Source organism: Halobacillus alkaliphilus (assembly GCF_900113125.1).
Taxonomy (GTDB): domain Bacteria; phylum Bacillota; class Bacilli; order Bacillales; family Halobacillaceae; genus Halobacillus; species Halobacillus alkaliphilus.
In genome coordinates this window covers 75,730-98,570 of sequence record NZ_FOOG01000002.1, presented here as the reverse complement: position 1 = coordinate 98,570, position 22,841 = coordinate 75,730, and the positions used below count along the sequence as shown (strand labels likewise).

Here is a 22,841-nt window from a genome sequence, read left to right as displayed (position 1 = left end):
TACTGACAAATGATATGGTATATTCTCGTATTTAGTTTTTATGTTTTATTTCTTATATGGGCAAATGTAAAGAGTCTTAAAAAGGCAGAATCGATCGATGATTATACAACGGGTGGACATCGAATGGGGCTTCTCCTTGGAATCGGTACCACAGCAGCGACATGGGTAAGTGTAGCTTCTGTCATCGGGGTGCCCGGTTATTTGTATAGTTCAGGTGTAGCGGCAGTCATAGGCTGGGTAGCCGGCTGGTGTTTTGGCGGCGCTTTAATCCCTATTGTCGCTTACAAAATCAGAAGACCGGAAAAGCCCGCCAGAACCTTCCCGGAGTTTATTCGACATAGGTTTGAACCATTTCAAAAGAAGAGTACATTGCAGGCGATTGTTGGTATTTTAATGTTTATCGGTTATTTGCTTCTCGTCAATATTCAGGTGACTGGGTTTGGTATTGTTTTTTCAAGTATTACGGGCATCGATTATAAAATTGCGATTTTCGGATTCTTATTATTTATATTAATAACAAGTGTGGGCGGTTTTTGGTCTGTAGCCGCTACGGATACATTAAATACGATTCTAATTATGATTGGAGTATTGCTTGCGAGCGGTGTGGTTTGGTCGTTAACGGGAGGAATCGGCAATATATTAGACACACTCGCGACGACTACAGCGCCGACAAATGTAGGAGGACCGGAGCTTGAAGAGGGGATTTTACTGTCTCCTTTTGGGACATTTGGTATTGGGGCATTGGCTTCCATTTTTATATCGAATTCGTTAGGAACCCCTTCGTCCCCTCACTGGGTCACGAGGATGCTGGCTCCTCAAAACGTAAAAGTGGCGATATTACAGGTCATGGGTACAATCCTTGTGTTGATTTTCATTATGACTCCACTGATCGTTATTGGCCTCGGGGCAAAAGTTCTTGTACCGAGCATACCTGTAGATAAAACGACGGACTACATCATTCCTTTAGTCATCCAGCAGTACACACCGCCTATTATCGGAGGCATTACGCTGGTAGCTATTTGCGCAGCCGCTATTTCCACGGCGAATTCGATGCTGCTTCACTGTGCCACTTCTCTTTATTATGATGTGTACTTGAACATCGCTCCAAAGAGAATCAGTGAGAAGAAGTTTAAAAACTGGCTCCGCTTAAGTATATTTGGAATTGCAACCGCAGCCGTTCTTCTAGCTATTAATCCGCCATGGTTCTTGGCTATGGGCTTTGTATATGTGTATGGCGGGTTTGGTGCAGCCTTCTTCCTCGTTGTGTTCTTAGGGTTGTACTGGAAGAGGATGAACCGTGCTGGAGCCTATGCCGGGATTATCATCGGGGCCGTGGTTTATGTGGCAGCGAAGGCAATGGGGTATGGATTGCCTTTCGTCATCGCGGTTACGGCATCACTGATTGGAGTGTTGCTTGCCGTTTACTTTACGAAGAGACCACCGCTTGAGGCCTATGAACCTTATTTTGAGGCGGAAGTCAGTGATTCTACTAGGGATGTGCTGGCAAAGATGAGATCCACTACTCAGGAAGAACCTGAAGCGAAAAATGATCGTTCCCATATAGGTTAGAGCGATTGAGATAAACCGGAGAAGCTGCCTTTTGCAGGCAGCTTCTCCGGTTTTTTTATTCTGGGGAACTAAAATCCACTGAATGAAAAGTCTTACTGCGCCGTATAGCCGCCATCCACCAGCATATTGGCTCCGACCATAAAGGATGCGTCATCACTCGCAAGGAAACTGACCGCTTTGGCAATTTCCTCTGGGCGGCCGAGTCGTCCAATCGGGTGAGCTCCCGCAAGACCCTGGCGCATCTCCTCATCTGCATTTTCCAAGATCGCCGTTTCAACGTAGCCGGGACATACCGCGTTTACGCGTATGTTATTTTTCGCATAGGTCACACCTAATGTACGGGTGAGATTAACGACTCCACCTTTGGCTGTCGCGTAAGAGGTCACCGAATCCTGGCCAACGTGTCCGAGGATCGAAGCGTTGTTGACGATCGCTCCGCCGTTTTCCTGTTCGAGCATTTGCGTGATCGCATATTTGTTGGATAGAAACACGCCGTTGATATTTACATCCATGAGTTTCTTCCATTCTTCATAGGAAAGCTCGTGCGCAGGTGTAGCGTCGCCAATGCCGGCATTCGCAAATAGAATATCCAGCGAACCGAATGTGTCGACGGCCGTCTGAACCATGTTTATAATATCTTCCTCAGATGTGACGTCGGTTTTTTGGAACACGGTTTCATATCCCTGGTCATTTAACTGACTGGATAATTCACTTCCCTGTTCGTTCAAATCGGCAATCAACACTTTCGCGCCCTGCTTGCAGAAATCCTTCACGGCTGCTTCGCCAATACCACTAGAACCACCTGTAACGACAGCAACTTTACCTTGTAATTTCATGCTACCCCTCCTATTTTTAAAAAGATATCAGTCTATATTTTCCACTATTGGAAAAGGACGAAACCGGAGGGGCAGGAGGAGCGAATGATCTTTTGACCATCTTTTTATAGGTAGTATAAGAGCTGGATGCTTGTGTTCACGAGGTTAAGGTAAAAAGTAGTAAGTATTACGTTTATTTCATTTATGTGAAATAAACTCATAAATACTCTAATTATGTTAATATGTGGAATATGTTTCTAATGTAAGATGTAGAAGATACATAGAGTTGTAGATCCTAAGAAATTTTTATACAAGGAAGTGAGTATCGTGAAAAAAGGAAGCCTGCTTTTCTCTGCTATCCTTCTGCTCTTTATCCTAATCGCTTGTACAGAGAGTTCTTCGACAGGTACGGATCAGAATGAAAAAGAGGAATCTTCATCTGAGGAAGCTTCCTCAGACGAGCAGAAAAAAGAAGAAACGAAGCCGCCACAGCCCTACCAGCCGATCGAGCCGGCTGAAGATGCCAAGCCTCTGAAAGAGAGTATGTCAGAAGAACAACTTGCGAAGATGCCGAAAGTGGAGGCTCACGGAGGCGAGCGCGAGCGGATGATTCCAGTGGGAGAAACCCTTGTCAAAGGAGCCGAAGATCAAACCGATGGACCGTTAAAGGATCATCGACTGGTCGCTTACTATGGACACCCGAACTCGACCAATATGGGTATTCTCGGGGAGATGGAACCCGACGCTCTTATGGAAAAGTTAAAAGAACAGACGCAGGCGTATTCAAATGCTGACCCTGAGCGTCCCGCTATTCCAACCATTGAACTGATTTCAACCGTGGCTCAACGGGATCCGGGTTCGAATGGAAAGCACTATACCCGGACACCGCCTGAGCAGATTGATAAGTATGCTAAGCTCGCAAAAGAGAACGATGCTTTACTGATGCTTGATGTCCAGCTGGGAACAGACTCTGTCATTCACCAGGTGAAATTACTTGAGAAATGGCTGAAGCTTCCGCATGTTCACCTCGCCATTGATACCGAATTCCACGTCGAGGAAGGGGAAACCCCGGGTATCGATCTTGGCCAGGTGAATGGAGCAGAAGTGCAGGAAGCGGTAGACTACCTCTCGAAGCTGGTGGAAGAAAACAACCTGCCGGATAAGATTATTCTCGTGCATCAGTTTATGGATGAAGCCCTGACGAACAAAGAAGCGATCCAGCCGACAGAAAATATTGAGGTCGCCTTGAACTATGATGGATGGGGTCCTGCCGCAACGAAGATGTCGCTCTATCGTAAATTCGTGAGAAATGAAGCGGTACAATATGGCGGGTTTAAAATTTTCTATAATAAAGATGAACCTGTTTTAACTCCGGAAGAGGTACTGACGCTTGATCCTAATCCGGCGATTATTAATTATCAGTAATGGTATAACAACGAGAAGAAGCCATGGAGTCAAGTGCTCCATGGCTTCTTTCACTTTTCCTCGGCTAGAAAGATAAGAGGGACGTAAAATTGTATAATCCCGCAGAATAGATTGAATAAACTCAGGAGGCTTAAAAATAAGCAAATAACTACAGGTCAATAGGGCAAGTGGTACAGCCATTTCCCATTTTATAGTTTCACTCATGAAAGTACTGTAATAGATTAAACCTGCCATACTTAAAATAAACACGATATCGGAAAAGGTATTTAAAATTCGAAAGGTTCGATTGGATAACATTTTCACTCCTAAGACCTCCTCATCGATCCTCACACTTCTAGAAAACATTATAAATTAGGGAGTTTTATATGAAAAGGTAATTCCCAATACATAATATAACAAAAGATTGCAAAATTACAGAATGTTTACCGGGGTTTTATTTTTCCTTAATTAAGGGTCGATACAATGAAGACGACCAAAATTAAGGAGGTTTTCAAGTGAAACACCAGAAAAAAGTCGCGTACTCCGTTTTAACAACTGCAGCTCTGTTCACATCCATCCTGCTTCCATCTCAGGCCCAAGCCGATGCACCTTCCAAAGAGTCAACCACCCCAGTTTCCTCCATCATGAGTTATGAAAAAGGGAAAGAAACATTGAAGGTTGAAAAAGTGGCAAACTTCTCCAGCGGAGCGGAATTCGCAGAAGGCGGAACGGAGATTGTGACGTATGACCCTGCAACCAAGCGGTTATTTTCGGTGAACGGAGCTGAAAGTGCCGTGGATATTATTGACTTATCCAGCTTGAAGCAAGGACAGTCCGAAACGAAAAAGTTGCCTTTGATGAAACGAGTTCAGCTTGAAGACTTGAGCGGAGATTTATCAAACGTATCCGGCATTACCAGTGTCAGCCTTCATCCAAATGGTGATTATGCAGCCGTTGCGGTACCAGCTGAGCCTGCCCAGGATGCTGGATATGTGGTGTTTATGGACATCGATGGGAATTACATTTCTCATGTTTCTGTCGGAGCCCTGCCGGACATGGTGACATTTACACCAGATGGAAAGAAGCTGCTGGTGGCCAATGAAGGAGAACCTAGTGAAGATTATGAAACGAATCCTGAAGGCTCGGTATCGATCATTGATGTAACGGGCAATATAGACGAACTAACCGAAGAGTCTGTAAAGGAAGTTACGTTTAAAGACGCTCCGATTGATGAGGATATTCGTAAAATGAATCAGGATAATACGTATGAAGAGGATCTAGAGCCAGAGTATATTGTCGTAGAGGAAGATGGAAAGACCGCCTATGTCGTGCTTCAGGAAAGCAACGCTGTGGCTACACTGGATATCGAAGCAGGATCGTTCACGGAGGTGAAGTCTCTTGGCTACAAGGATCATTCCCTCAAGGAAAACGGATTTGATGCTTCCAATGAAGACGGTGAAATTAATATCGAGCCCCATCCTGTCCTCGGTATGTACCAGCCGGATGGAATCGCGCTGTTCGAGAAGGACGGCAAGTCTTATCTGCTGACTCCGAATGAAGGAGATGCTCAGGATTATGATGGTTATTCAGAAGAGACGCGGGTAGGTGACATCGCCGATCAGTACGATCTGAAATCAGAAAACTTTGAAGGATACACACAGAAAGAATTGGATCGTCTAGTGGAGAATGGTTTATTTGAGGAAGATCAGCTCGGCCGCCTGAAGACCACGATTTCGGCTCCTAAGAACGAAGACGGAAAATACGAAGCGGTTTATGGCTATGGAGCTCGTTCATTTACCATCCGTGATACGGCGTCCATGGATGTCGTCTATGACAGTGCGGATGAGTTTGAACAGGTTGCCGCAAAAGCTCTGCCGGATTTCTTCAATACAGATGATGAAGAGAATGCCTTCGACAATCGCAGTGATGATAAAGGTCCTGAACCAGAAGCGGTGGTAACGGGCAGCGTTGGGGACAAGGACTACGCCTTTGTCGGCCTTGAACGCCAAAGCGGCATTATGGTGTATGATATTACGAACCCTGAAGAAGCTTCCTTCGTTAAATACTTCACTAGCCGTGACTTTTCTAAGGATATGCCTGCAGGAGACGTTGCTCCGGAAGGCCTTCAGTTTTTAGAAGCGGATCACAGCCCGACAGGGGAACCGCTCCTAATTGCCGGCCATGAAATTTCCGGTACCATTGCTGCCTACTCTCTTACAGATTTGAATGATGGGGAAAATAAGAACGATGATAGGAGTAATGAGGATGTACATGAAGTAGAGAATGGGGACACTCTTTCTGAAATTGCTTTAAGCTACGGTATGCACTGGCATGAACTGCAAGAGATTAATCAACTGGACAACCCGCATTTGATTTACCCGGATCAGAAAATTGTGCTTGAGGAAGATAAAGATAAATCTTCTAAGTAAAAGAAGAACCCTCTCCAGCCCTCTCAAGCTGGAGAGGGTTTTTTAGTGTTAAGACTTAACCTCATCTGAAGCCGCGGGAACGAATACGTGGAAGTCACCAACGCCGATCATGATAACAGCAGGACTCCATTTTATCGATGGAGTCCTGCTGTTTTGTATGGGTTTTTTTACAAAAATACGCTCTCAGCTTCCATGAACAGCTAAGATCACCAGATTACCAGAAGGGTCTGATACAACGGTCTGACCGCCCTGCATGTCGGCACCATATCCCAATTGCTGTAAGCGCTGGATAGCCTGATCCCTTTTAGCTTGATTAGGAAACAGCAAGGTATATTGCTTCAGCCCGGCATTTTCCTCAGAAGCAGGTGGGGCATTTGTGCCCTGCCAGGTGTTTAAACCGATGTGATGATGATATCCATTCGAAGATAGGAACAAAGCCTGGTTCAATTGATCGGAAGTGATCTCGAAGCCTAAACCATCACAGTAGAAGTGCCGGGCCTGGTCTAAGTCGTGAACGTGAAGGTGGATATGTCCCATAATGGTTTCAGTGGGCAGACCTTGCCAATCTTGGCCGCTCAACTCTTTATGAAGGCCTTTGGAGTCGAGTGGATCTACGGTCATAGTAACTTTTCCATTATGCCAAGTCCACGTTTTGGAAGGACGATCCCGATAGATTTCAATTCCATTACCGTCTGGATCATTCAAATACAGCGCTTCACTAACTAGATGATCGGCAGCACCAAGGCGTATCCCGCGATCAGCGAGGTGCTTGAATACTTTGGCTAAAGAGAGTCGGTCCGGTAAGAGAAGGGCAAAGTGGTACAGTCCAGTGGTTGCTTTGGCTTTTGGCTGAATAAAAGAAGGCTGTTCGATCGTGAGTAGAGCCCGTGTGCCATCAGCCGACAAAACAGCTTTATATTCAGATTGCTCGATGACCTGGAGTCCGATGACATCCGTGTAAAACTGAATCGATTTTGTTAATTCCTGTACTTTTAACTCTACGGTTCCTACATAAGTAGATGGAGCTTGGAAAAATACTGATTCCATAAGGTTCTGCCTCCTTCGGTTAAACTCAGTCCATGTTTTCAAGTTAAATAAAGAGGACCTTGCTTTAGAAGTATTATGTCTCCATAGCCCCGATGTGGCAAGGGATACGCTTTAGTGGAATTATACGAAGCCCTCGAGTATAAAAGCATAATATCTCCCTAATAAACCATTTAATAGCAATTCATCATATATAATTACCTAAGAGTAAAGATGTGATTCTTAATCGTAAAAATTTTGTCGATTTTTTTTAGATTTTCTGTGATTACCAAATATTTCTCAAGGGTATGTATGATTCATGGAGATGGGGGTGTTTCCTTGGATGATAGGGAAGAATTAAAAAATCGAATTGAAATTCTTAGAGAGCAGTTATATGCTGCCTATGTAAAAGGAATGGAATATAAAGAACTTCTAAAAATCTCACAGGAATTAGATCGATTATTAAATTCCCTTAGAGAGTTAGAATAGAAATGGTGTATACAAGTTTAATTCATTATTAAAAAAGCCCCGGCACGTCATGCCAGAGCTTCACCATCGTTATATCTTCAGTCGTCTCTTACGTCTATTTTGATGGTTACTAAACCATAACAGGTAAATGGTTTATATGATAGCTAATTAGTAAATATTTAACTTAATTGTAATAATTTGTATTATATAATAAACATAAAAATCCCGCTCAATAGGAGCGGGGTAAACAAAGAAAAGCCCGTGAAAAATTTGTAAGGTCCAAAGTGTATGGAGTTCGTTTTACGAATCTTATGAGTTTTTTAGTTTCTGGAAAAGTTTCTTATCTTTAAGAGCAATCTCCCGCTCACTCCACTCCCATAAATTCTCCGCCAGAGTCTTATCCTGCGCTAACTTTGAACGCTCAGCTATCTTCCGTTTATAAAAATATTCTCCACTGACTTCAAGTTCTGGAAACGTGGCTAAATAGACAGCCGTATCCGCCCCTTGCTCGGGAGTTTGGAAAAAGGGTCTCAAAACAGAATGGATCGTTTTGCCGAAGCCCGTATCCCGGTTGATGCCAAGACTAGTACTGACAGCTCCAGGGTGGACACTGTTCGCCTGGATAGAAGTATCTTGGAGAAGCTCGTCTAATTGTATGGTGAACAGGATGTTGGAGAGTTTCGATTGGCCATAGCCCTTAATGACACTGAAGTTATTCTTTAGATGGGGATCGTCAAAATGGATTTTCCCGGCTTTATGAGCACCGGAAGATATGGTGACAATGCGTCCCTGCTCCGAACGCTTTATTTTTTCAAGAAGAAGATTCGTCAATAAGAAGTGACCGAGATGATTGATTCCGATCATACTCTCAAAACCATCGGACGTGGTTGTACGCTTCGTGGTGACGATGCCTGCGTTATTGATAAGAGCATCGAGCTTGGAGAACCGCTCGTAAAATGCTTCAGCAAATTGTCGGATACTATGGAGGGAACACAGGTCGCAAAGCATCAGTTCCACATGATCACGATTACTTTGCTCCTTCGCTTTTTTCAATGCTTCTTCCCCGCGCTGCTCGCTGCGGCAGAGCATTACGACGTAGTAATCTTTTTTCAGAAGTTCGACAGTGGCGGCGAGTCCCATCCCGGAATTGGCTCCGGTAACAAGAGCTGTTTTGCTTGGTGATTCGTTGATGGAAGTTGTGCTGTTGTGGTTTGTCATTAGCATACACCCATTCTATTGGTTATTTTTTAACTACCTTGAAATTGGTGATGATCGTAAGCTGAGGACTAAGTAAGAGACCCAGAGGATAAGTATCGCCGGATCTTTGTGATGAATGTCAGAAAACGCCGAATGCTATGCTTCTGAGCTTTTAACTTTCTTCCATTGAGAATAAATTTCAAACAGAGAAAACAATAAAATGACCCATAAGAAACGATTATCAAAGGCTATTCCGGACGATGATTGACCTCCTAGAAGTGTAAGTATTCCCACTAACAACAGGATATAGGTGGTCGAATAAATTTGCCATTGTAATACCTTTTTATCGTCAGTGTCTCTGTATTTCTTGAAAATCAAACTAAAGAAGAAGACCCCTAAAAAGAGCGCGATAGGAACCCTTTTTGGAATTGTCTCCCCAAGTGGAAGATCAGGGAAATAATCATAAACGAATAAGAGTGTAAAAGCCACTATAATAATGAAGTCCAGTGGCTTTAGAAATCTAATAGGATCACCCTCTTTTTCTAAATTGTACCATATTACAAAAGAAATATTTCTCTCATTCTGGAAACGGAATTTCCTGAGAACAATTATGTAAGCATAAAAACCCTCCCTTCCTAAGGTAAGGAAAGGAGGGATTTAGTGTTAAGCTGCATCCGTATCTTCTTTGTTTTCATTGGCTTTAGTTTTCGTGCCGATGAAGAACAGAATAGCGAGCAGCGCAAGAATGGATACCATCACGACGACGTTTGACTGGACTAGATTGATCAGATTACCAAGTACAATTCCTACTACTCCAAAGTCTGCATCTCCGAACGTCGTTCCCTGGAATCCTAGGGAGCCGAGTACCGGAAGCAATAGGGCTGGCAGGAAGCTGATCATCACACCGTTCGCCATCGAGCCGAAGATGGCACCCTTACGTCCACCGGTGGCATTACCGAAGACTCCGGCGGCTGCACCTGTGAAGAAGTGAGGGACAAGCCCTGGCACGATTACTTTTAATCCTAATAAAGGCAAGAACAGCATGCTTACAAGTCCAGCAGCGAAGCTGAATAGGAAACCAATGATTACAGCGTTTCCGGCAAATGGGAAGATGGCCGGAGCATCAAGAGCTGGTTTCGCATTCGGGACGATTTTATCGGCAATCCCTTTGAAGGCTGGGACAATTTCTCCAAGTAGCATACGTACACCAGCTAAGATGATATAGACGCCGGCAGCAAAGGTAAGACCTTGCATAAACGCGAAGACCATGAAATTCTGTCCGCCGCTTAGTTCTGTTTCAACAAAAGCTGGGCCGGCTGCGCCTGCGACGACAAAGAACAGGATGACCATGGTTAAGGATACAGAAACGGATGTGTCTCTAAGAAAACCAAGAGATTTTGGTACTTTGATATCTTCTGTTGATTTTGATCCTTTTCCGACTGCCTTACCAACTAGAGAGGAAACTAAATAACCAATGGAACCAAAGTGGCCGACGGCAAAGTCATCGGAACCGGTAACCTTGCGTGTGAAAGGCTGAAGCATGGCCGGAGATAGTACCATTAGTGAACCGAGAATTACTGATCCGAAGATAATAAGAGTGGCACCGGAAAAACCGCCGGTATTTAGAATGACAGCGATTAAGCAGGCCATAAACATGGTATGGTGTCCGGTCAAGAAGATATATTTAAAAGGGCTGAATCTGGCAAGCAGAATATTAACAATCATACCGAACAACATAATCATCGCAGTCTCTGTACCGAAGCTTTCCTGGGCAAGCGCTACGATCGCTTCATTGTTCGGGATGACCCCGTCCACAGCGAAGGCTTTGTCGAACATACTGCTGAATTGCCCCAGGGACTGGACGAGGACATTCGCCCCGGCCCCGAGGATCACAAAGCCCATCACCGTTTTAAGAGTTCCGGAAACGACATCTCCCGAGTTTTTACGTTGCACAAGGAGTCCGACTAAGGCGAATAGACCGACCAGAATGGCTGGCGTACCTAAGATATCCTTCATTATTAAATCAATCATGTTATCGCTCCTTCATTTGGTGTAGTAGACTTACAAATTCTGTTCTAAGGCTTCACGGAGCTCATTTTTATCCATCAGGTTTTTCAGTTTCACGACGTTTTTGCTGCCATCCTCAAGGCTCCCAACGATATCTTCTGAACCTAGGAACAAATCGGCTTGTTCCGTCTTGGCGGTGGTTAAATCCGTGTGGGAAACGTCTGCTTCTTTACCTAGTTCTTTCAGTGCTGCTTTCACGTTCATTTCTACAATCATGCTGCTGCCTAGTCCATTTCCACATACTACTAATACTTTTTTCATTTTGAATTCCTCCTCAAATTTTTTAAACTTCTACAGATTGGTTGATGATTTCAATTATGGTTTCCTGATCATCCGCTGCAATTAACTTCTCCACATTGTCTTCATTCGATAACATTTCCGTTAGCTGCGCTAAGGCTTTCAGATGGGTCTGGTTATCAATCGCTGCCAGTACAATGACTAACTGCGCACGGTGCTTTTCTTTTTCTGAAAAATAAACCGGTTCTTTCAGCCGAAGGAAGCTCATCCCGAGTCGTTCGACGCCTGCTTCCGGGCGTGCATGAGGGATAGCAATTCCCGGTGCGATGACGACATACGGACCTAATTCATGGACGGTATTAATCATCGCCTGCACATATTCTTCTTGAATGGATTCTTGATCGACCAGTGGCTGAGCGGCCGTCTTAATGGCTTCCTCCCAGCTTGGTACCTGGTCTTTTAATTGAATGGTTTTTTTGGTTAATAAATCATTGAGCATAGGCTTTTTGATCTCCTTTGTACCGGGAGTATTTTGTTCTAAAAGTTGAACCAACTCCTGCTTTAATTCATTTTTCTGATGAATCGTCGCATGGCGTTCGATGACTTCCATCATATGGTCAATGGGGTCCTTTTCAGATGGTTTGGAGTCGAATAGTTCATTGACCCTTTGCATGACCTGTTCTTTTTCGATGTTCGTTAAGATAGCTGGAACATGAATAACGGGAATATCTTTCGGTTTAATATAATTTGTTGAAAAAATCACATCTGCCTGATATTCGTTGTTTTGGAACTCCCTCGTTGACAGGGTGGTAATGACATTAAGTCCGGCAATTAAGTTCTCCAACTGGGTGCGCAGCATATGGGAAGTTCCAATCCCATTTTCACAAACGATAATCGCGCTGAGCCTGGTTTCGACCTGCTTTTTCTCTTTGGTGAGCCATCCTCCGAAGTGTAAGGTAATATAAGCCACTTCTTCATTAGGAATCGGTTTGCCGATATAAACCTCTAAGTGTCTCATCACCCGTTTCGTTAAATGGAAAATATCCGGGTAGTTTTCCTGAATGGTCTCCGCTAAGTCATTAGCGATATGCACCCCGTACTTGAGGCGGTAATAAGTGGGCTTAATATGAGAGATCATATTCTCTTCAAGCCCTTCCTTATCATCAAACACGACGCAGGAATACAGTTGGAAATCGGCAATCATCTGCTGCACAACCTCTTTCAGTCCGGCTAATTCCTGCTCGGTATAGCGGCTGAAGTCATCGTGCTGAACTTTCGATCCCAGGAGGTTCATTGTAATGAAGCAAACCTCGTCTTCCGGAAAAGAAACCCCTCGTAGAGCTTCGAGTTTATTCGCTATCAGCAGGGAAGCCTGATAAGCTTCCGTCTGCTGCAGGACTTCTTTCTCTGCTGACTGAACATGAATATACTTCTGTGAATCAATTCGCTTCATGATCATTAAGATCTGTAAGGAAAGGATCTCCATCATTTCATCGGTCAGCGTTAAACCTAATTCCTGTTCAGCTTCCATAAGCAATTGTCTTACGGAACGCCACTGATCCGTTTCCTTTTCCCACGTATCGCTGCCAGGCAGGATCATCTTTTGAATTTCATTTCTGACATTCTGCCAGTCCTGCTGCGATAGAACGGTAGCAAGAATATTGGAAAGTATGGTTCTTTTCGCATCCTCAGGGCCGCTTAGACGGTACCCTGACTGTTTTTCGTAATACAACCGCAAACCGGCTTCCTTGAATTCCTGTTTGATCGTTTTGATCACTTTGGCAACCGTCCCGCGGCTCATGCTCGTCAGATCTATAAACGTCTGCATCGAGGCATCTTGCTCTTCGAGTAATATTTTTGCTTTAATCAGAACTTCACGTTCCTGTTTAGATAACTGATACTGCCAATCTTCAAAACTCTGATCCTGTTCACCCATGAGTTCATCTTTAGAAGAAGGAGGCAAAAACAGCCCCTCGCCATGTTTACTTTCAATCGGTTCTAGTTTCTGAGTCCGCAACCAGCTATTAATCTGGTCAAGATCGTAATAAATGGTACGCTGCGAAACTTTCATTTTGGCAACTAGATCTTTCGTTGGAACCGGATCAGAGGATTGTTTAATGATGGATAATAAGTGTGCACGTCTTTTATCCAGTACCATGAGGATCCTCCTTGCGTTAAATCTTAAGGTGGTAATTTTTGCATAATTATACTTTTGTTTCTTTAGATGATCATCTTATAAACCTAGTATAACGGTATTCTCGCAATAATGTAAGGGTTTTCAGTGTATAGAGTTTGTATATTCAATTTTTGCAAAAATGAACGGTGGTGGACGGGTGATAGAAGAAACGGGTCTTTTAGCGGGGGCTATTGAAACGAATCTCCACTCTATCCGTACAAGAATTAGAAGATCATGGCGTTGAATTCGAGCTATGGTCGTGGAACCCTATCGTCAATTATCTGCCATACAGGGAATACCACCCCCATCTTCCTATTCATACGGAGAAAGATGAGGAAGGGGTGCCGATTACGTTTAATGATGGGTTCTTGAAGCGGAATAGTCTCGTGATTAATTAAAATCTATCGTTAATAATGGAAGGTTAAGGTGAAAACAAGGGCAGTGGATAAAGTCTTCGTTCTCCGATGGAATTGTACTTGCCAGTAGGGATATATAACGTAAGTAAGGAGGGCGGTCATGAAGAAGTTTATGGGAGTGATTAGCGTGATTGTAATCGTAGCGGTCCTGTTTTTCATCTTGAATAAAACGACCATGAGAACATTAGGAGAATTAATACATAATGAATTACCTTCGTCTCAAGTGATCAGCGAAATCTATATTTCCAGCGTTGGGGACGAATTTACAATTATGTTAAATAGACTATCGCTCTTCATCCTTAGCTCCTAGCATTTGGTGAACAAATTGCAACAATTAGAATCCCCTCCGTAATCATATTGAATATGGAGGGGATTCTAATTGTTTATGAACCGATTTTTCTATACTCTTCAGCCATCGGCATTTCTTTCACTTGGGTAAAGGCACTGATAATGATGACGAGGACTACGTTACAAATCAGTCCCAAGATTCCTGGGTTAATGTCCAACGGTTGGCTTTCAGCAACTAATTGATAGTAGTAGTTTACTACAGTACCAGCGATAAGGCCGGTGATAACTGCCGGTGCAGTGACGCGCTTTGAATACAATGCGGCGTAAACCCCCGGGGCAAACTGTACGATCGAACCGTAAGCTCCAAGTAAAAGGGCTATGAGCCCCTGGCCGCCGAACACAGTTATGAAATAAGCAAGACCTCCGATAACAAAGACACCGATACGCATAATCAAAAGTGTTTTCTTAGACGATAGATCCCTTTTTACATTCCGGACAAAGCCGTCCGTGAATTCAAGGGATGCGCTGTGAGTTATGGCATCGGCTGTACTCATAGCAGCCGCAAGGGCGCCGGCTCCCACGAGTCCATAAACCCAACCGGGAAGACTGAGAACAGTTGTAATTAAGAAAGGCAAGATTTCATCGGGCGAGCCAATTTGTGATGAGTCGATAACGTTCACTGCAGAAAAACCGACAAATAGTAATGGAATCAGGAAAAGGGCGAAAACTGGATAAACTAGTACCGTTTTCTTAATTGTACGAGCTTTGGTGGCATAAGATTTGGAGAATAAATGCGGCCACATCAGAAACCCGATTGTGGAAACCAAAATTGTTGTTGTGTAGGCCATTGCTGACATGGTCGATCCTTCGGCCCCAATCTGCAGGAATCCTGGGTTCGTTTCCGTTAAATTAGAAAACATTTTCGGTACACTATCATGAAGCTGATTTACGATAGTCAGACCGACGGTCCAGGATATGACGATCATGAGGATTCCTTGGAAAACATCCGACCAGGCTGCAGCTCGTAAGCCGCCAGTTGCTACATAAACGACTACAATTCCGTAAGATAAAAGGGCCCCAAGCCAAAATGGGATTCGCCCTTCTGTCATGATGTTAAATATGTAAGCCATCCCTTTCATTTGTGTAGCTAAGTATTGAATTGAAGCGAGTAACGTGATAACACCGATCAGCATAGCCAGCACTCGGCTAGTGTACCGCTTTTGTAAGAATCCAGAAACGGTGTAGATGTTATGTTTACGTCCGATCTTCCCGATCTTAGGTCCGATGATATACCAGGGCAGGATGGCGAAAGCGGTATAGGTGATGATATATAATGCAGGAGCTCCGCGCGAGAAAGCCCATCCCGGCGCACCTAAGAAAGAGAAGGCACTGAATACAGCGCCACCCATTAAGAACCACATGACGAATAGTCCGAGGTTCCCTCCTGCGACGGTAAATTCTTCTAACGATTCTTTATCTTGCTTGCGACCGGCCATAACCCCAATGACAAGGGCGACAACGAGATAGCCAATCATCATGATCATTGCAATTTGCCACTGTGCCATTTACTTGACCCCCTCTTCATCTTTATCTGGATCTATTCGGTATAAAAATAATACGATAATAAAAGTGATGATGATCCAGAAAATAACCCAAAAAACAGAGAAAGGAAGACCTATAATGAATGGAGTTTCTCTGTTTCCAAGTGAAAACAAAGGAAAGACCATCAGCAAAAACGGCGCAAGCAACGATGAAAAGTAAATTTTTACAAACTTTGCTTTTGTCAATGGACATCCTCCTTTTGTTTGTGATAGGCGATTTCACCATTAAGCACAGTCATAACAACGCCTGCGTCCAGAAGTTCTTCTGTGTTACGGCTTAAAATAGGACGGTCGAGCACAACAAGGTCGGCAAGCTTTCCGGTTTCAAGACTACCTTTTTGATCTTCTTCAAAACTTGCATGAGCGCCCGCCCGAGTGTAGGCTCTAATCGCTTCTTCAATGGAGATACTTTGTTCCATCCCTACAGGTTCTCCGCTTTTACTTTTACGAGTCACTGCCGCATACATTCCGAGAAATGGATTCACACTCGTGATCGGACTATCTGAACCAAGGGCGAAAGGCACTTGGTGATCTACAAAACTTCTTAATGGGAACATGTTACGGACTCGATCGCCATAATCGTTCAAATATCCATCGCCAAATTCATAAAGGAAAGCTGGATTTGGAATAGGTATGGAACGGGTGGCTTTTATTTTTTGTAAAAGGTCGTCCGGAGTGAACCCGGAATGTTCCAGACGGTGTCGGTGGTCATCCCTTGGATGAGAGGTGAGAGCTTCCTCAATTGTATGGAGAAGCATCTCGACTGCTTCATCACCCATCGCATGGGCCGTAATTTGCCAACCTAGACGATGGGCCGCCCCCAGGCTGTCGGTCAAGGCTTGTTGATCCATGTATAAAACACCGGAATCAGCCGGGTTGCTGGTGTACGCTTCTCGCATTTTACAAGTTGGCCCGCTGCTGCTTCCGTCTATAAAAACTTTGGCAGGACCGATTTTGAAGCGGTGATTGCCAAGACCTGTAACTATTCCGCTCTGGATTCCTGCTTCCACCATCGCTGTTGACTCATACAAGGAGCCGTACAAAGCGTACACACTCTGTTTAATCTTGTTTTCTTTTACTGCTTTTTGTAGATAACGGATATGTTTTGTGCCATAGCCACCGGCATCATGGACGCTGGTAATTCCGTGTTTGAGAAAATCAACGGAGGCTATTTCCAGTCCCTGCATAACTTCTTCCTCGGAATAATCGGCAATTTGGAAGGTGTTCATGTGAGCGGCTTCTAGTAAGAGACCTGATAATTCTCCGTTTTCCTTATGAAATGTACCTCCCGGTGGATCAGGAGTTTCATTGGTTATCTCCGCAAGTTCGAGCGCTTTACTATTTACACAAGAGATGTGGCCGCACGTCCTCACGACAATGATGGGATGAGATTTGGACACATTGTCCAAATCGTACTTTGTCAGGTGTCTTTTTTCCGACAAATGATTTTGATTATAGCCCCATCCACGAACCCATTCTCCTTCCGGGGTTTGTTCAGCGGCATCACGTAATTTAGCCTGAAGTTCTTCGATACTTTCCGTCGTTTTGCAGTTCACCCCGAGCTGGTTGGTTCCATATAATTCAAGGTGGGCATGTGCGTCGATGAATCCTGGTAAAAGAGAACAGCCTTCTAAATCGAATGTTTTCGTCTGTTCATCGGCCATATTCATAACTTCGGTGGTACTACCGACGTGAATGATATGAGTATCTTTAATAGCGATCGCTTCAGCGATGCTGCCGTCTGAATCCGAAGTGAAGACTTCTCCATTTACAAAAATTTTGGTCGCTTTCATCGTTCTCCCTCCGTTTATGATTGAGCGATTTTTGCTGCCGTATGGTATAGCAATTCGACCCCTTTTTGGAGATCTTCCATTTCCGCGTATTCGAGAGGGTTATGGCTGATCCCTTTTTCACAACGAACGAAAATCATGCCATAGTCACTGATGTAGGACATGAACAGGGCGTCGTGAAAAGGGCCGCTCATCAGTACAGGAGAATCGAACCCGAGTTTTTCATCTTCTTGTTTCATCATATCCTTGATCCAGTCCGCACAGTAACGCGGTTCACTTTTCGTATCTTCGGTCACCGTGTATTCCAAGTTTAGTTCGGACGCTGTGTTTTCAATAATTTGATAAAGTTTCTTTTCCAAATTGGTGCGTGCTTCTATATCGATATCTCTTAGATCAATCGTGAACTCTACTTTTTCAGAGATTATGTTACGGGAGTTGGGGAAGTTCTGGATGCTGCCGACGGTTCCAACTGTGTTAGGTGTACCTTCGTTCCGGACAAGTTCATTGAATTCCTTGGTAATCGTTGCGGCTCCGAGGAAGGCATCTTGTCTTAAGTGCATGGGTACAGATCCCGCATGACCTGCAAACCCTTCGAGAGTGACGGTTAACCAGATCGGACCGGAAATAGCGGAGACGATGCCTACCGGTTTGTTGTCGGCTTCGAGGACAGGTCCTTGTTCAATATGCAATTCAAGGAAGGCTTCTATATCGCCAGACTGATAGACAGGGCTTTGGCTTACATCTGGCTCCACGCCGAACTCGCGCAAAGCTTCTAATCTCGTGACTCCATTTTTATCTTTACGCTCGAGCTCGCCTTCTTCCAATTGGCCGATCAAGCCGCGCACACCGAAGACTCCTTTATTGAACCTTGAGCCCTCTTCATCAGAAAAACATACCACTTCGATCGTGCGATTCGGGACAATCCCCTTATCTTTCAGCGTATGTACAACTTCAATGCCGCCAAGCGCACCGGCGGTACCGTCAAAACGGCCTCCATAGGGCTGGGAGTCGATATGAGAACCGAGCATGAGAATCGGTTTGTCTTTATCTTTTCCATCTAATCGACCAATCAGGTTACCAAAACAATCGATGCGGGTTTCTAATCCGGCTTCTTCCATCCAGCCTTTCACCACATCGACCGCCTGACGGTCTTCTTTCGAGTGGGCCAATCGACAAACGCCTGTTTCTCCAATTTTCCCGATTTCAGCTAACGTATTGATGTGCTCTGCAAACCTGCTTCCATTAATCTGCAAAATTTTCCCCTCCTCTTATTTTTTACACTATACCAAGCCTGTAATTGTCTGACAATTGACATAATGTTAAAAGGTTCTTGATCATTCTGTAAATCATAAAGAAGAAGGAGTTAAATATCTGCCGTGTTAAAGGTAAGGGTGAAAAAGGGGAAGTGAATTTGAAAAAGTATTTATTGATAGTAATACTTCTTATCGGTCTTACTACTCTATTTAGTTGTTCATAAGGTAGATTATCTGGAGAAAATGAAGTGAACAAAGGAAGAAGCAGTGGTTGAAGAGGTCCATATGAAATTATTATAAGGAATAAGAACAATAAAAAATGAACTAATCTCTATTATGCCTAGTCAAAGTAAAGATGAAAGCCGGACCTTCGTTTCTAATCCAGCCGTCATCTTTCAAGATCGACTTAGCCTGCGATGCCTTTCTCCAGAATCCGAACGGAGACATTCACTTTCACAGGAATGTTGGGGTACTTCTCTTTCCATTTCTCTGGATCAAAGTTTCCGTGACGGTTTTTAATAACTTCGCCTAAACCGAGTGGGTCGATGTTATTCTCCTGAAATTCTTGTATTAGCTGCGTTGTGTGTTCTGTAAAATAGTCTTTAAATGCTTTTTCTAATTCTTTAGTGGCTATCTTTCTGTTTGCAGGAACGATTTCCCCAACCATGCCGTTCACTTTAAGATTAATATGAAATTCAGGGTTATTTTTGTCACCTTTAATTCTGTATTTCACTTTTGACCCAATGTTTTCGAGAGCGACTTGATGGTCCTTATACTCAATGGGCTGCAGGCCATTTTTAAAATCCTGACTTAACAATTTCAGGACAAACGCCTCTGAAAAAGGGATCGAATAAACCATTTTATTCTTATCAAAAAATACGTAGCCTGCTAACTTCATTTCTTTCCCTTCTTTTTGAAAATAAGGAAGAGAAGGGTCCATGCCATCTGAGTAATAGGCGTACAAAAATTTTTGCAGGTTCTGTGTAGGAATGTATTTAGTCGTATTCTGTTCCATGAGTTGCTCTATATATTCACCTGTTGGTTCTGTCTTACTATACTTCCCTTTAATAAGATCCTCAGCGTTTCCGGCTACCACGCCTAAGTACACTTCTCTGCCGATGTCAGGATCTCGCTGGAGGAAGTCGATATATCTTGAGATATCCTTCTTTGCAAGTTCATCTCCAAAGAAAATCATCGACACTTTACCCATCCTTAAAGGTTTGGATGATTTACTTTCTACATTCCGGTAGATTTCCTGGACACTTTCTCCAACAGAACTGATATGTTTTTCTTCTACTCCTCCCGTCTCATCCTGGATAAATTGTGGGATGAGCATGGTACCTTTGATCTTTTCTTCATCAATCAGGTCAAAAGCAGCGACATCTACTAGTGCTGCATCTTCAATACTTTTATGAGGGAGACACCCTGTAAGGAAAAAGGTCAGTACTAGCAAGCTGTGAAATAAAGGATTATGCTTCATGACGATTCCTCACTTTTTTTATAATAACGACCAGTAGATACAACACGGGAATATACATAAGAAAGTAAAGACCAACTTCACTCGTGAAATTATTTAATCGGTCAATAGCTCTGCGGTCTTCCAGGAAAAAGATCGCAACATAAAGGATGATGCTATAAATCCACAGAACATAACGCTGCTTTATGTGAAATATTCTTTTAGTAACTCTGCTCGCTGCCCACAAACAGAGGCAAAGATTAGGAATAACGACGAACACCCATAAGGATATCCCAATGTATTCGAATCTCTCGATAAAACTAACGTTAATAATTTTCCAAAGGGAAATGGTTGCCCAGATAATTTGGTGGATCTGTTCTTCGCTATAATATATGAACGCAACGATGGCGGTTACTAAATAGGTTATTATGGTATAAAACACCCCGAAATGAGCCCACTTTTTAGAGTCATTTTTATTTTTTATAAAAGGATAATAAACAAATAACAACCCTATACCCAGAAAGCCGAAAATGCTGCCCTTAGCAGAGGCTAATAGTTCTAGAATAGAATGGTCAACTATCGGATAGACGTTGCTCACATTTCCATACTGGATTGGATAAAGTTTAAATAACAGCAGAGGCAATCCAAGAATGACGCCTGCCACACAGGCCCCTGTTATCACCCGAAAGCCACCTTCCACATAATAGTAGATGAGCAAAATGAAAATAAGCCCAAACAGCCATACAGGGAGCTGTGGAAAAATCCACGTCTGGATTACTTCTATAAACGTTCTTAAAATCGTGACACAGAGGAGCAAGTAATACAGGCTGAATAGAAAATTCATTCCCCCGCCGATATATTTTCCATAGACGAACGTATGAACGGAGACGATATCTCCATCAACAGCTTCCAGGATACGATAGATGATCCAAAGGATAAGGTGAAGGCCTGCTCCCGTAATGATAATTGAAATCCAAGCGTTGTATCCTGCTTCTGATGCAATATATTTTTCAAAACCGAGGATGCCAACTCCCACTTGCATGGAGTGAATTAAGAAAAATACCATAGTCGAGCTGATTAATAAATTCTCGGGTATTTGAGTAGAAGAGTTATTCATCGATATCCCTTCTTTCGGTGGCTCTTTCTGAATTGAAACGGAGCGGATCATTCGTACGTGTCTGCATAGGCCTCTTGGTTTGTCTGTTAAATGACAAGCGAATATATGCATCCTTCAAGTCCCTAAGTCTTAATGGATACAATGGGGCTAAGAACGGGCGTCCAATGGAAGTGAGTTTAATTAAATGCCCGATAAAGAAAACCATGACCATGGAGATCCCTACAAGGCCCCACATTTGTGCTCCCAATAAAAAGGGAAAGCGAATAAGACGAATCGTATTACTAATTTGGTAAATAGGAGTCGTAAACGAGGCAAGGGCAGAGATAGCGACCACGATTAAAAGGACATTACTGGTTAAGCCTGCATCTACCGCTGCTGTCCCAATAACGATACCTCCAACAATACCAATCGTTTGTCCAACCTTAGTTGGCAGACGGGCTCCTGCTTCCCGAAGCAGCTCAATCGCTAATTCCAGGAGAATCACTTCAATGATAGGTGGAAAAGGGATATCGGCTCTTGAAGAAATGATCGTCGGTAATAAATCATCTGGGATCATCTCATGGTGATAGGTTAAGATGGCGACATAAAGCGGAGTGCTAAGAACCGAAAAGAAAACCGCAAATAGACGAATTAACCGGAAAATAGAAGCTACCGGCCAAGGGGAAAGATAATCATCGGTTGCTGAGAAGAACTCGACAATCGTAGTCGGGCATGTCAAAGCGTGAGGAGAACCATCTACCATGATGGCCACTTTTCCCTCTACTAAAGAACCGGTGACTCGATCCGGTCTTTCCGTATCTAAAATTTGCGGAAAAGGCGAATGAGAGTTGTCGGCAAGCATTTGACTGATATAAGAACTGTCGTTGATTTGGTCGAATTCTATATCACTGAGTCGCTGAATGACCGTATTTACGTTTTCCTCATTGGCAATCCCATCAATATAGAGAACGGCCACCCTCGTTTTAGTAATTTTACCTACCTTCATTTCTTTAACCGTGAATTGCGGCAAGGGAAGGCGCTTGCGGACGAGGTTGATATTCGTATCCAATGATTCTATAAATGCTTCCTTAGGCCCGACTACACTGAATTCAATTTCGGGAATACCAACTTTCCTCGTCTCTTCGGAAGGTGCAGGTACAAGAAGAATATCTTTATCTGAATCTTCCAGAACTATAGCGACATTGCCGAGCATCACTTTATCTCTTATTGTGGAAATATCCCCCGTTATGGACGTACCTTCGACAGGAATTGTACCTTCTATATCCTCTAATGATCGAAACGAGTGACTCTTTAAGGACTGTAAAATCAGCTTGTTGAGTGTTTTCGGATCAACAAGGGTTTCAAAATAATAGAGCACACCTTTGGTTTTTCCTTTGAGCTCATATTCCTTAAAATCTTTTGACTGCTTCAGTTGATCTACTAGTTCTTTTAGGCTCTGGCTTTGTGTTGGAAGATCCTCATTCCCTTTCTTTTTTTTCTTCACGGCAGCATGCTCCTTATAGTTGTTCCGTAGTCGTCGCTTACTTTTGAATTAG

General features: G+C 43.5%; 19 protein-coding genes. 6 read left to right on the top strand and 13 right to left on the bottom strand.

Annotated features, from left to right (window positions below):
- Positions 1-9 precede the first annotated feature (9 nt).
- Positions 10-1,569: a sodium:solute symporter family protein gene (locus tag BMZ06_RS02030; RefSeq protein WP_089749647.1), complete on the top strand. Its 1,560-nt coding sequence runs from the start codon at positions 10-12 to the stop codon at positions 1,567-1,569.
- A gap of 92 nt (positions 1,570-1,661) precedes the next feature.
- Here BMZ06_RS02030 and BMZ06_RS02025 read toward each other — a convergent pair whose 3' ends face one another.
- On the bottom strand, positions 1,662-2,405 hold the full coding sequence (locus BMZ06_RS02025) for an SDR family NAD(P)-dependent oxidoreductase (RefSeq protein WP_089749645.1): 744 nt from the start codon (positions 2,403-2,405) through the stop codon (positions 1,662-1,664).
- A gap of 306 nt (positions 2,406-2,711) precedes the next feature.
- On the opposite strand from BMZ06_RS02025, the gene BMZ06_RS02020 reads away from it, so the two are divergent.
- Complete coding sequence (locus tag BMZ06_RS02020) at positions 2,712-3,809, top strand: hypothetical protein (RefSeq protein ID WP_089749643.1); 1,098 nt, start codon at positions 2,712-2,714, stop codon at positions 3,807-3,809.
- A gap of 494 nt (positions 3,810-4,303) precedes the next feature.
- Positions 4,304-6,217 (top strand): choice-of-anchor I family protein, encoded by a 1,914-nt coding sequence (locus tag BMZ06_RS02015; protein ID WP_089749640.1) that lies wholly within the window; start codon positions 4,304-4,306, stop codon positions 6,215-6,217.
- A 183-nt stretch (positions 6,218-6,400) separates the two neighbouring features.
- Here BMZ06_RS02015 and BMZ06_RS02010 read toward each other — a convergent pair whose 3' ends face one another.
- The gene (locus tag BMZ06_RS02010) at positions 6,401-7,264 is read right to left on the bottom strand and encodes a VOC family protein (RefSeq protein WP_089749638.1); all 864 of its coding nucleotides are present in this window, start codon (positions 7,262-7,264) and stop codon (positions 6,401-6,403) included.
- Between the two features lie 315 nt (positions 7,265-7,579).
- Here BMZ06_RS02010 and BMZ06_RS02005 point away from each other — a divergent pair, with 315 nt between their 5' ends.
- Positions 7,580-7,729 carry an aspartyl-phosphate phosphatase Spo0E family protein gene (locus BMZ06_RS02005; RefSeq protein ID WP_245755929.1) on the top strand — a complete coding sequence of 50 codons (150 nt, stop codon included), beginning with the start codon at positions 7,580-7,582 and terminating at the stop codon, positions 7,727-7,729.
- A 288-nt stretch (positions 7,730-8,017) separates the two neighbouring features.
- Here the strand turns inward: BMZ06_RS02005 and BMZ06_RS02000 are convergent, their stop codons facing one another.
- The 4 genes from BMZ06_RS02000 to BMZ06_RS01980 form a co-directional block, all read right to left on the bottom strand.
- Positions 8,018-8,926: an SDR family oxidoreductase gene (locus BMZ06_RS02000; protein ID WP_089749634.1), complete on the bottom strand. Its 909-nt coding sequence runs from the start codon at positions 8,924-8,926 to the stop codon at positions 8,018-8,020.
- A 642-nt stretch (positions 8,927-9,568) separates the two neighbouring features.
- Positions 9,569-10,936, bottom strand: coding sequence for a PTS ascorbate transporter subunit IIC (locus BMZ06_RS01990; RefSeq protein ID WP_089749630.1), 1,368 nt, complete (start codon positions 10,934-10,936; stop codon positions 9,569-9,571).
- A 30-nt stretch (positions 10,937-10,966) separates the two neighbouring features.
- Positions 10,967-11,233: a PTS sugar transporter subunit IIB gene (locus BMZ06_RS01985; RefSeq protein WP_089749628.1), complete on the bottom strand. Its 267-nt coding sequence runs from the start codon at positions 11,231-11,233 to the stop codon at positions 10,967-10,969.
- Positions 11,234-11,255: 22 nt separating this feature from the next.
- The gene (locus BMZ06_RS01980) at positions 11,256-13,367 is read right to left on the bottom strand and encodes a BglG family transcription antiterminator (protein ID WP_089749625.1); all 2,112 of its coding nucleotides are present in this window, start codon (positions 13,365-13,367) and stop codon (positions 11,256-11,258) included.
- 209 nt (positions 13,368-13,576) lie between these two features.
- Between BMZ06_RS01980 and BMZ06_RS20995 the strand changes: the two genes are divergently transcribed.
- Both BMZ06_RS20995 and BMZ06_RS01975 read left to right on the top strand, forming a co-directional pair.
- Complete coding sequence (locus tag BMZ06_RS20995) at positions 13,577-13,783, top strand: hypothetical protein (RefSeq protein ID WP_245755928.1); 207 nt, start codon at positions 13,577-13,579, stop codon at positions 13,781-13,783.
- 118 nt (positions 13,784-13,901) lie between these two features.
- A complete protein-coding gene (locus BMZ06_RS01975; protein ID WP_089749623.1) occupies positions 13,902-14,111 on the top strand; it encodes a hypothetical protein in 210 nt (69 codons plus the stop codon).
- A gap of 73 nt (positions 14,112-14,184) precedes the next feature.
- Here the strand turns inward: BMZ06_RS01975 and BMZ06_RS01970 are convergent, their stop codons facing one another.
- From BMZ06_RS01970 to BMZ06_RS01940, 7 genes are all read right to left on the bottom strand, one after another.
- On the bottom strand, positions 14,185-15,654 hold the full coding sequence (locus tag BMZ06_RS01970) for a sodium:solute symporter family protein (protein ID WP_089749620.1): 1,470 nt from the start codon (positions 15,652-15,654) through the stop codon (positions 14,185-14,187).
- Entirely contained in the window at positions 15,655-15,876 is a 222-nt protein-coding gene (locus tag BMZ06_RS01965; RefSeq protein WP_089749618.1) for a DUF3311 domain-containing protein, read from the bottom strand. It lies immediately after the preceding gene.
- Positions 15,873-17,483 carry an amidohydrolase gene (locus BMZ06_RS01960; protein WP_089749616.1) on the bottom strand — a complete coding sequence of 537 codons (1,611 nt, stop codon included), beginning with the start codon at positions 17,481-17,483 and terminating at the stop codon, positions 15,873-15,875. The genes BMZ06_RS01965 and BMZ06_RS01960 overlap by 4 nt, the downstream gene beginning before the upstream one ends.
- Positions 17,484-17,497: 14 nt before the next feature.
- Positions 17,498-18,733, bottom strand: a complete 1,236-nt coding sequence (locus tag BMZ06_RS01955) for a Zn-dependent hydrolase (RefSeq protein WP_089749614.1) — start codon at positions 18,731-18,733, stop codon at positions 17,498-17,500.
- Positions 18,734-19,139: 406 nt separating this feature from the next.
- Positions 19,140-20,213 carry a Ger(x)C family spore germination protein gene (locus BMZ06_RS01950; protein ID WP_089749611.1) on the bottom strand — a complete coding sequence of 358 codons (1,074 nt, stop codon included), beginning with the start codon at positions 20,211-20,213 and terminating at the stop codon, positions 19,140-19,142.
- A complete protein-coding gene (locus BMZ06_RS01945; protein WP_175477765.1) occupies positions 20,203-21,306 on the bottom strand; it encodes a GerAB/ArcD/ProY family transporter in 1,104 nt (367 codons plus the stop codon). Before BMZ06_RS01945 ends, BMZ06_RS01950 begins: the two co-directional genes overlap by 11 nt.
- Positions 21,299-22,789 carry a spore germination protein gene (locus tag BMZ06_RS01940; protein ID WP_175477764.1) on the bottom strand — a complete coding sequence of 497 codons (1,491 nt, stop codon included), beginning with the start codon at positions 22,787-22,789 and terminating at the stop codon, positions 21,299-21,301. The genes BMZ06_RS01945 and BMZ06_RS01940 overlap by 8 nt, the downstream gene beginning before the upstream one ends.
- Positions 22,790-22,841: the final 52 nt, after the last annotated feature.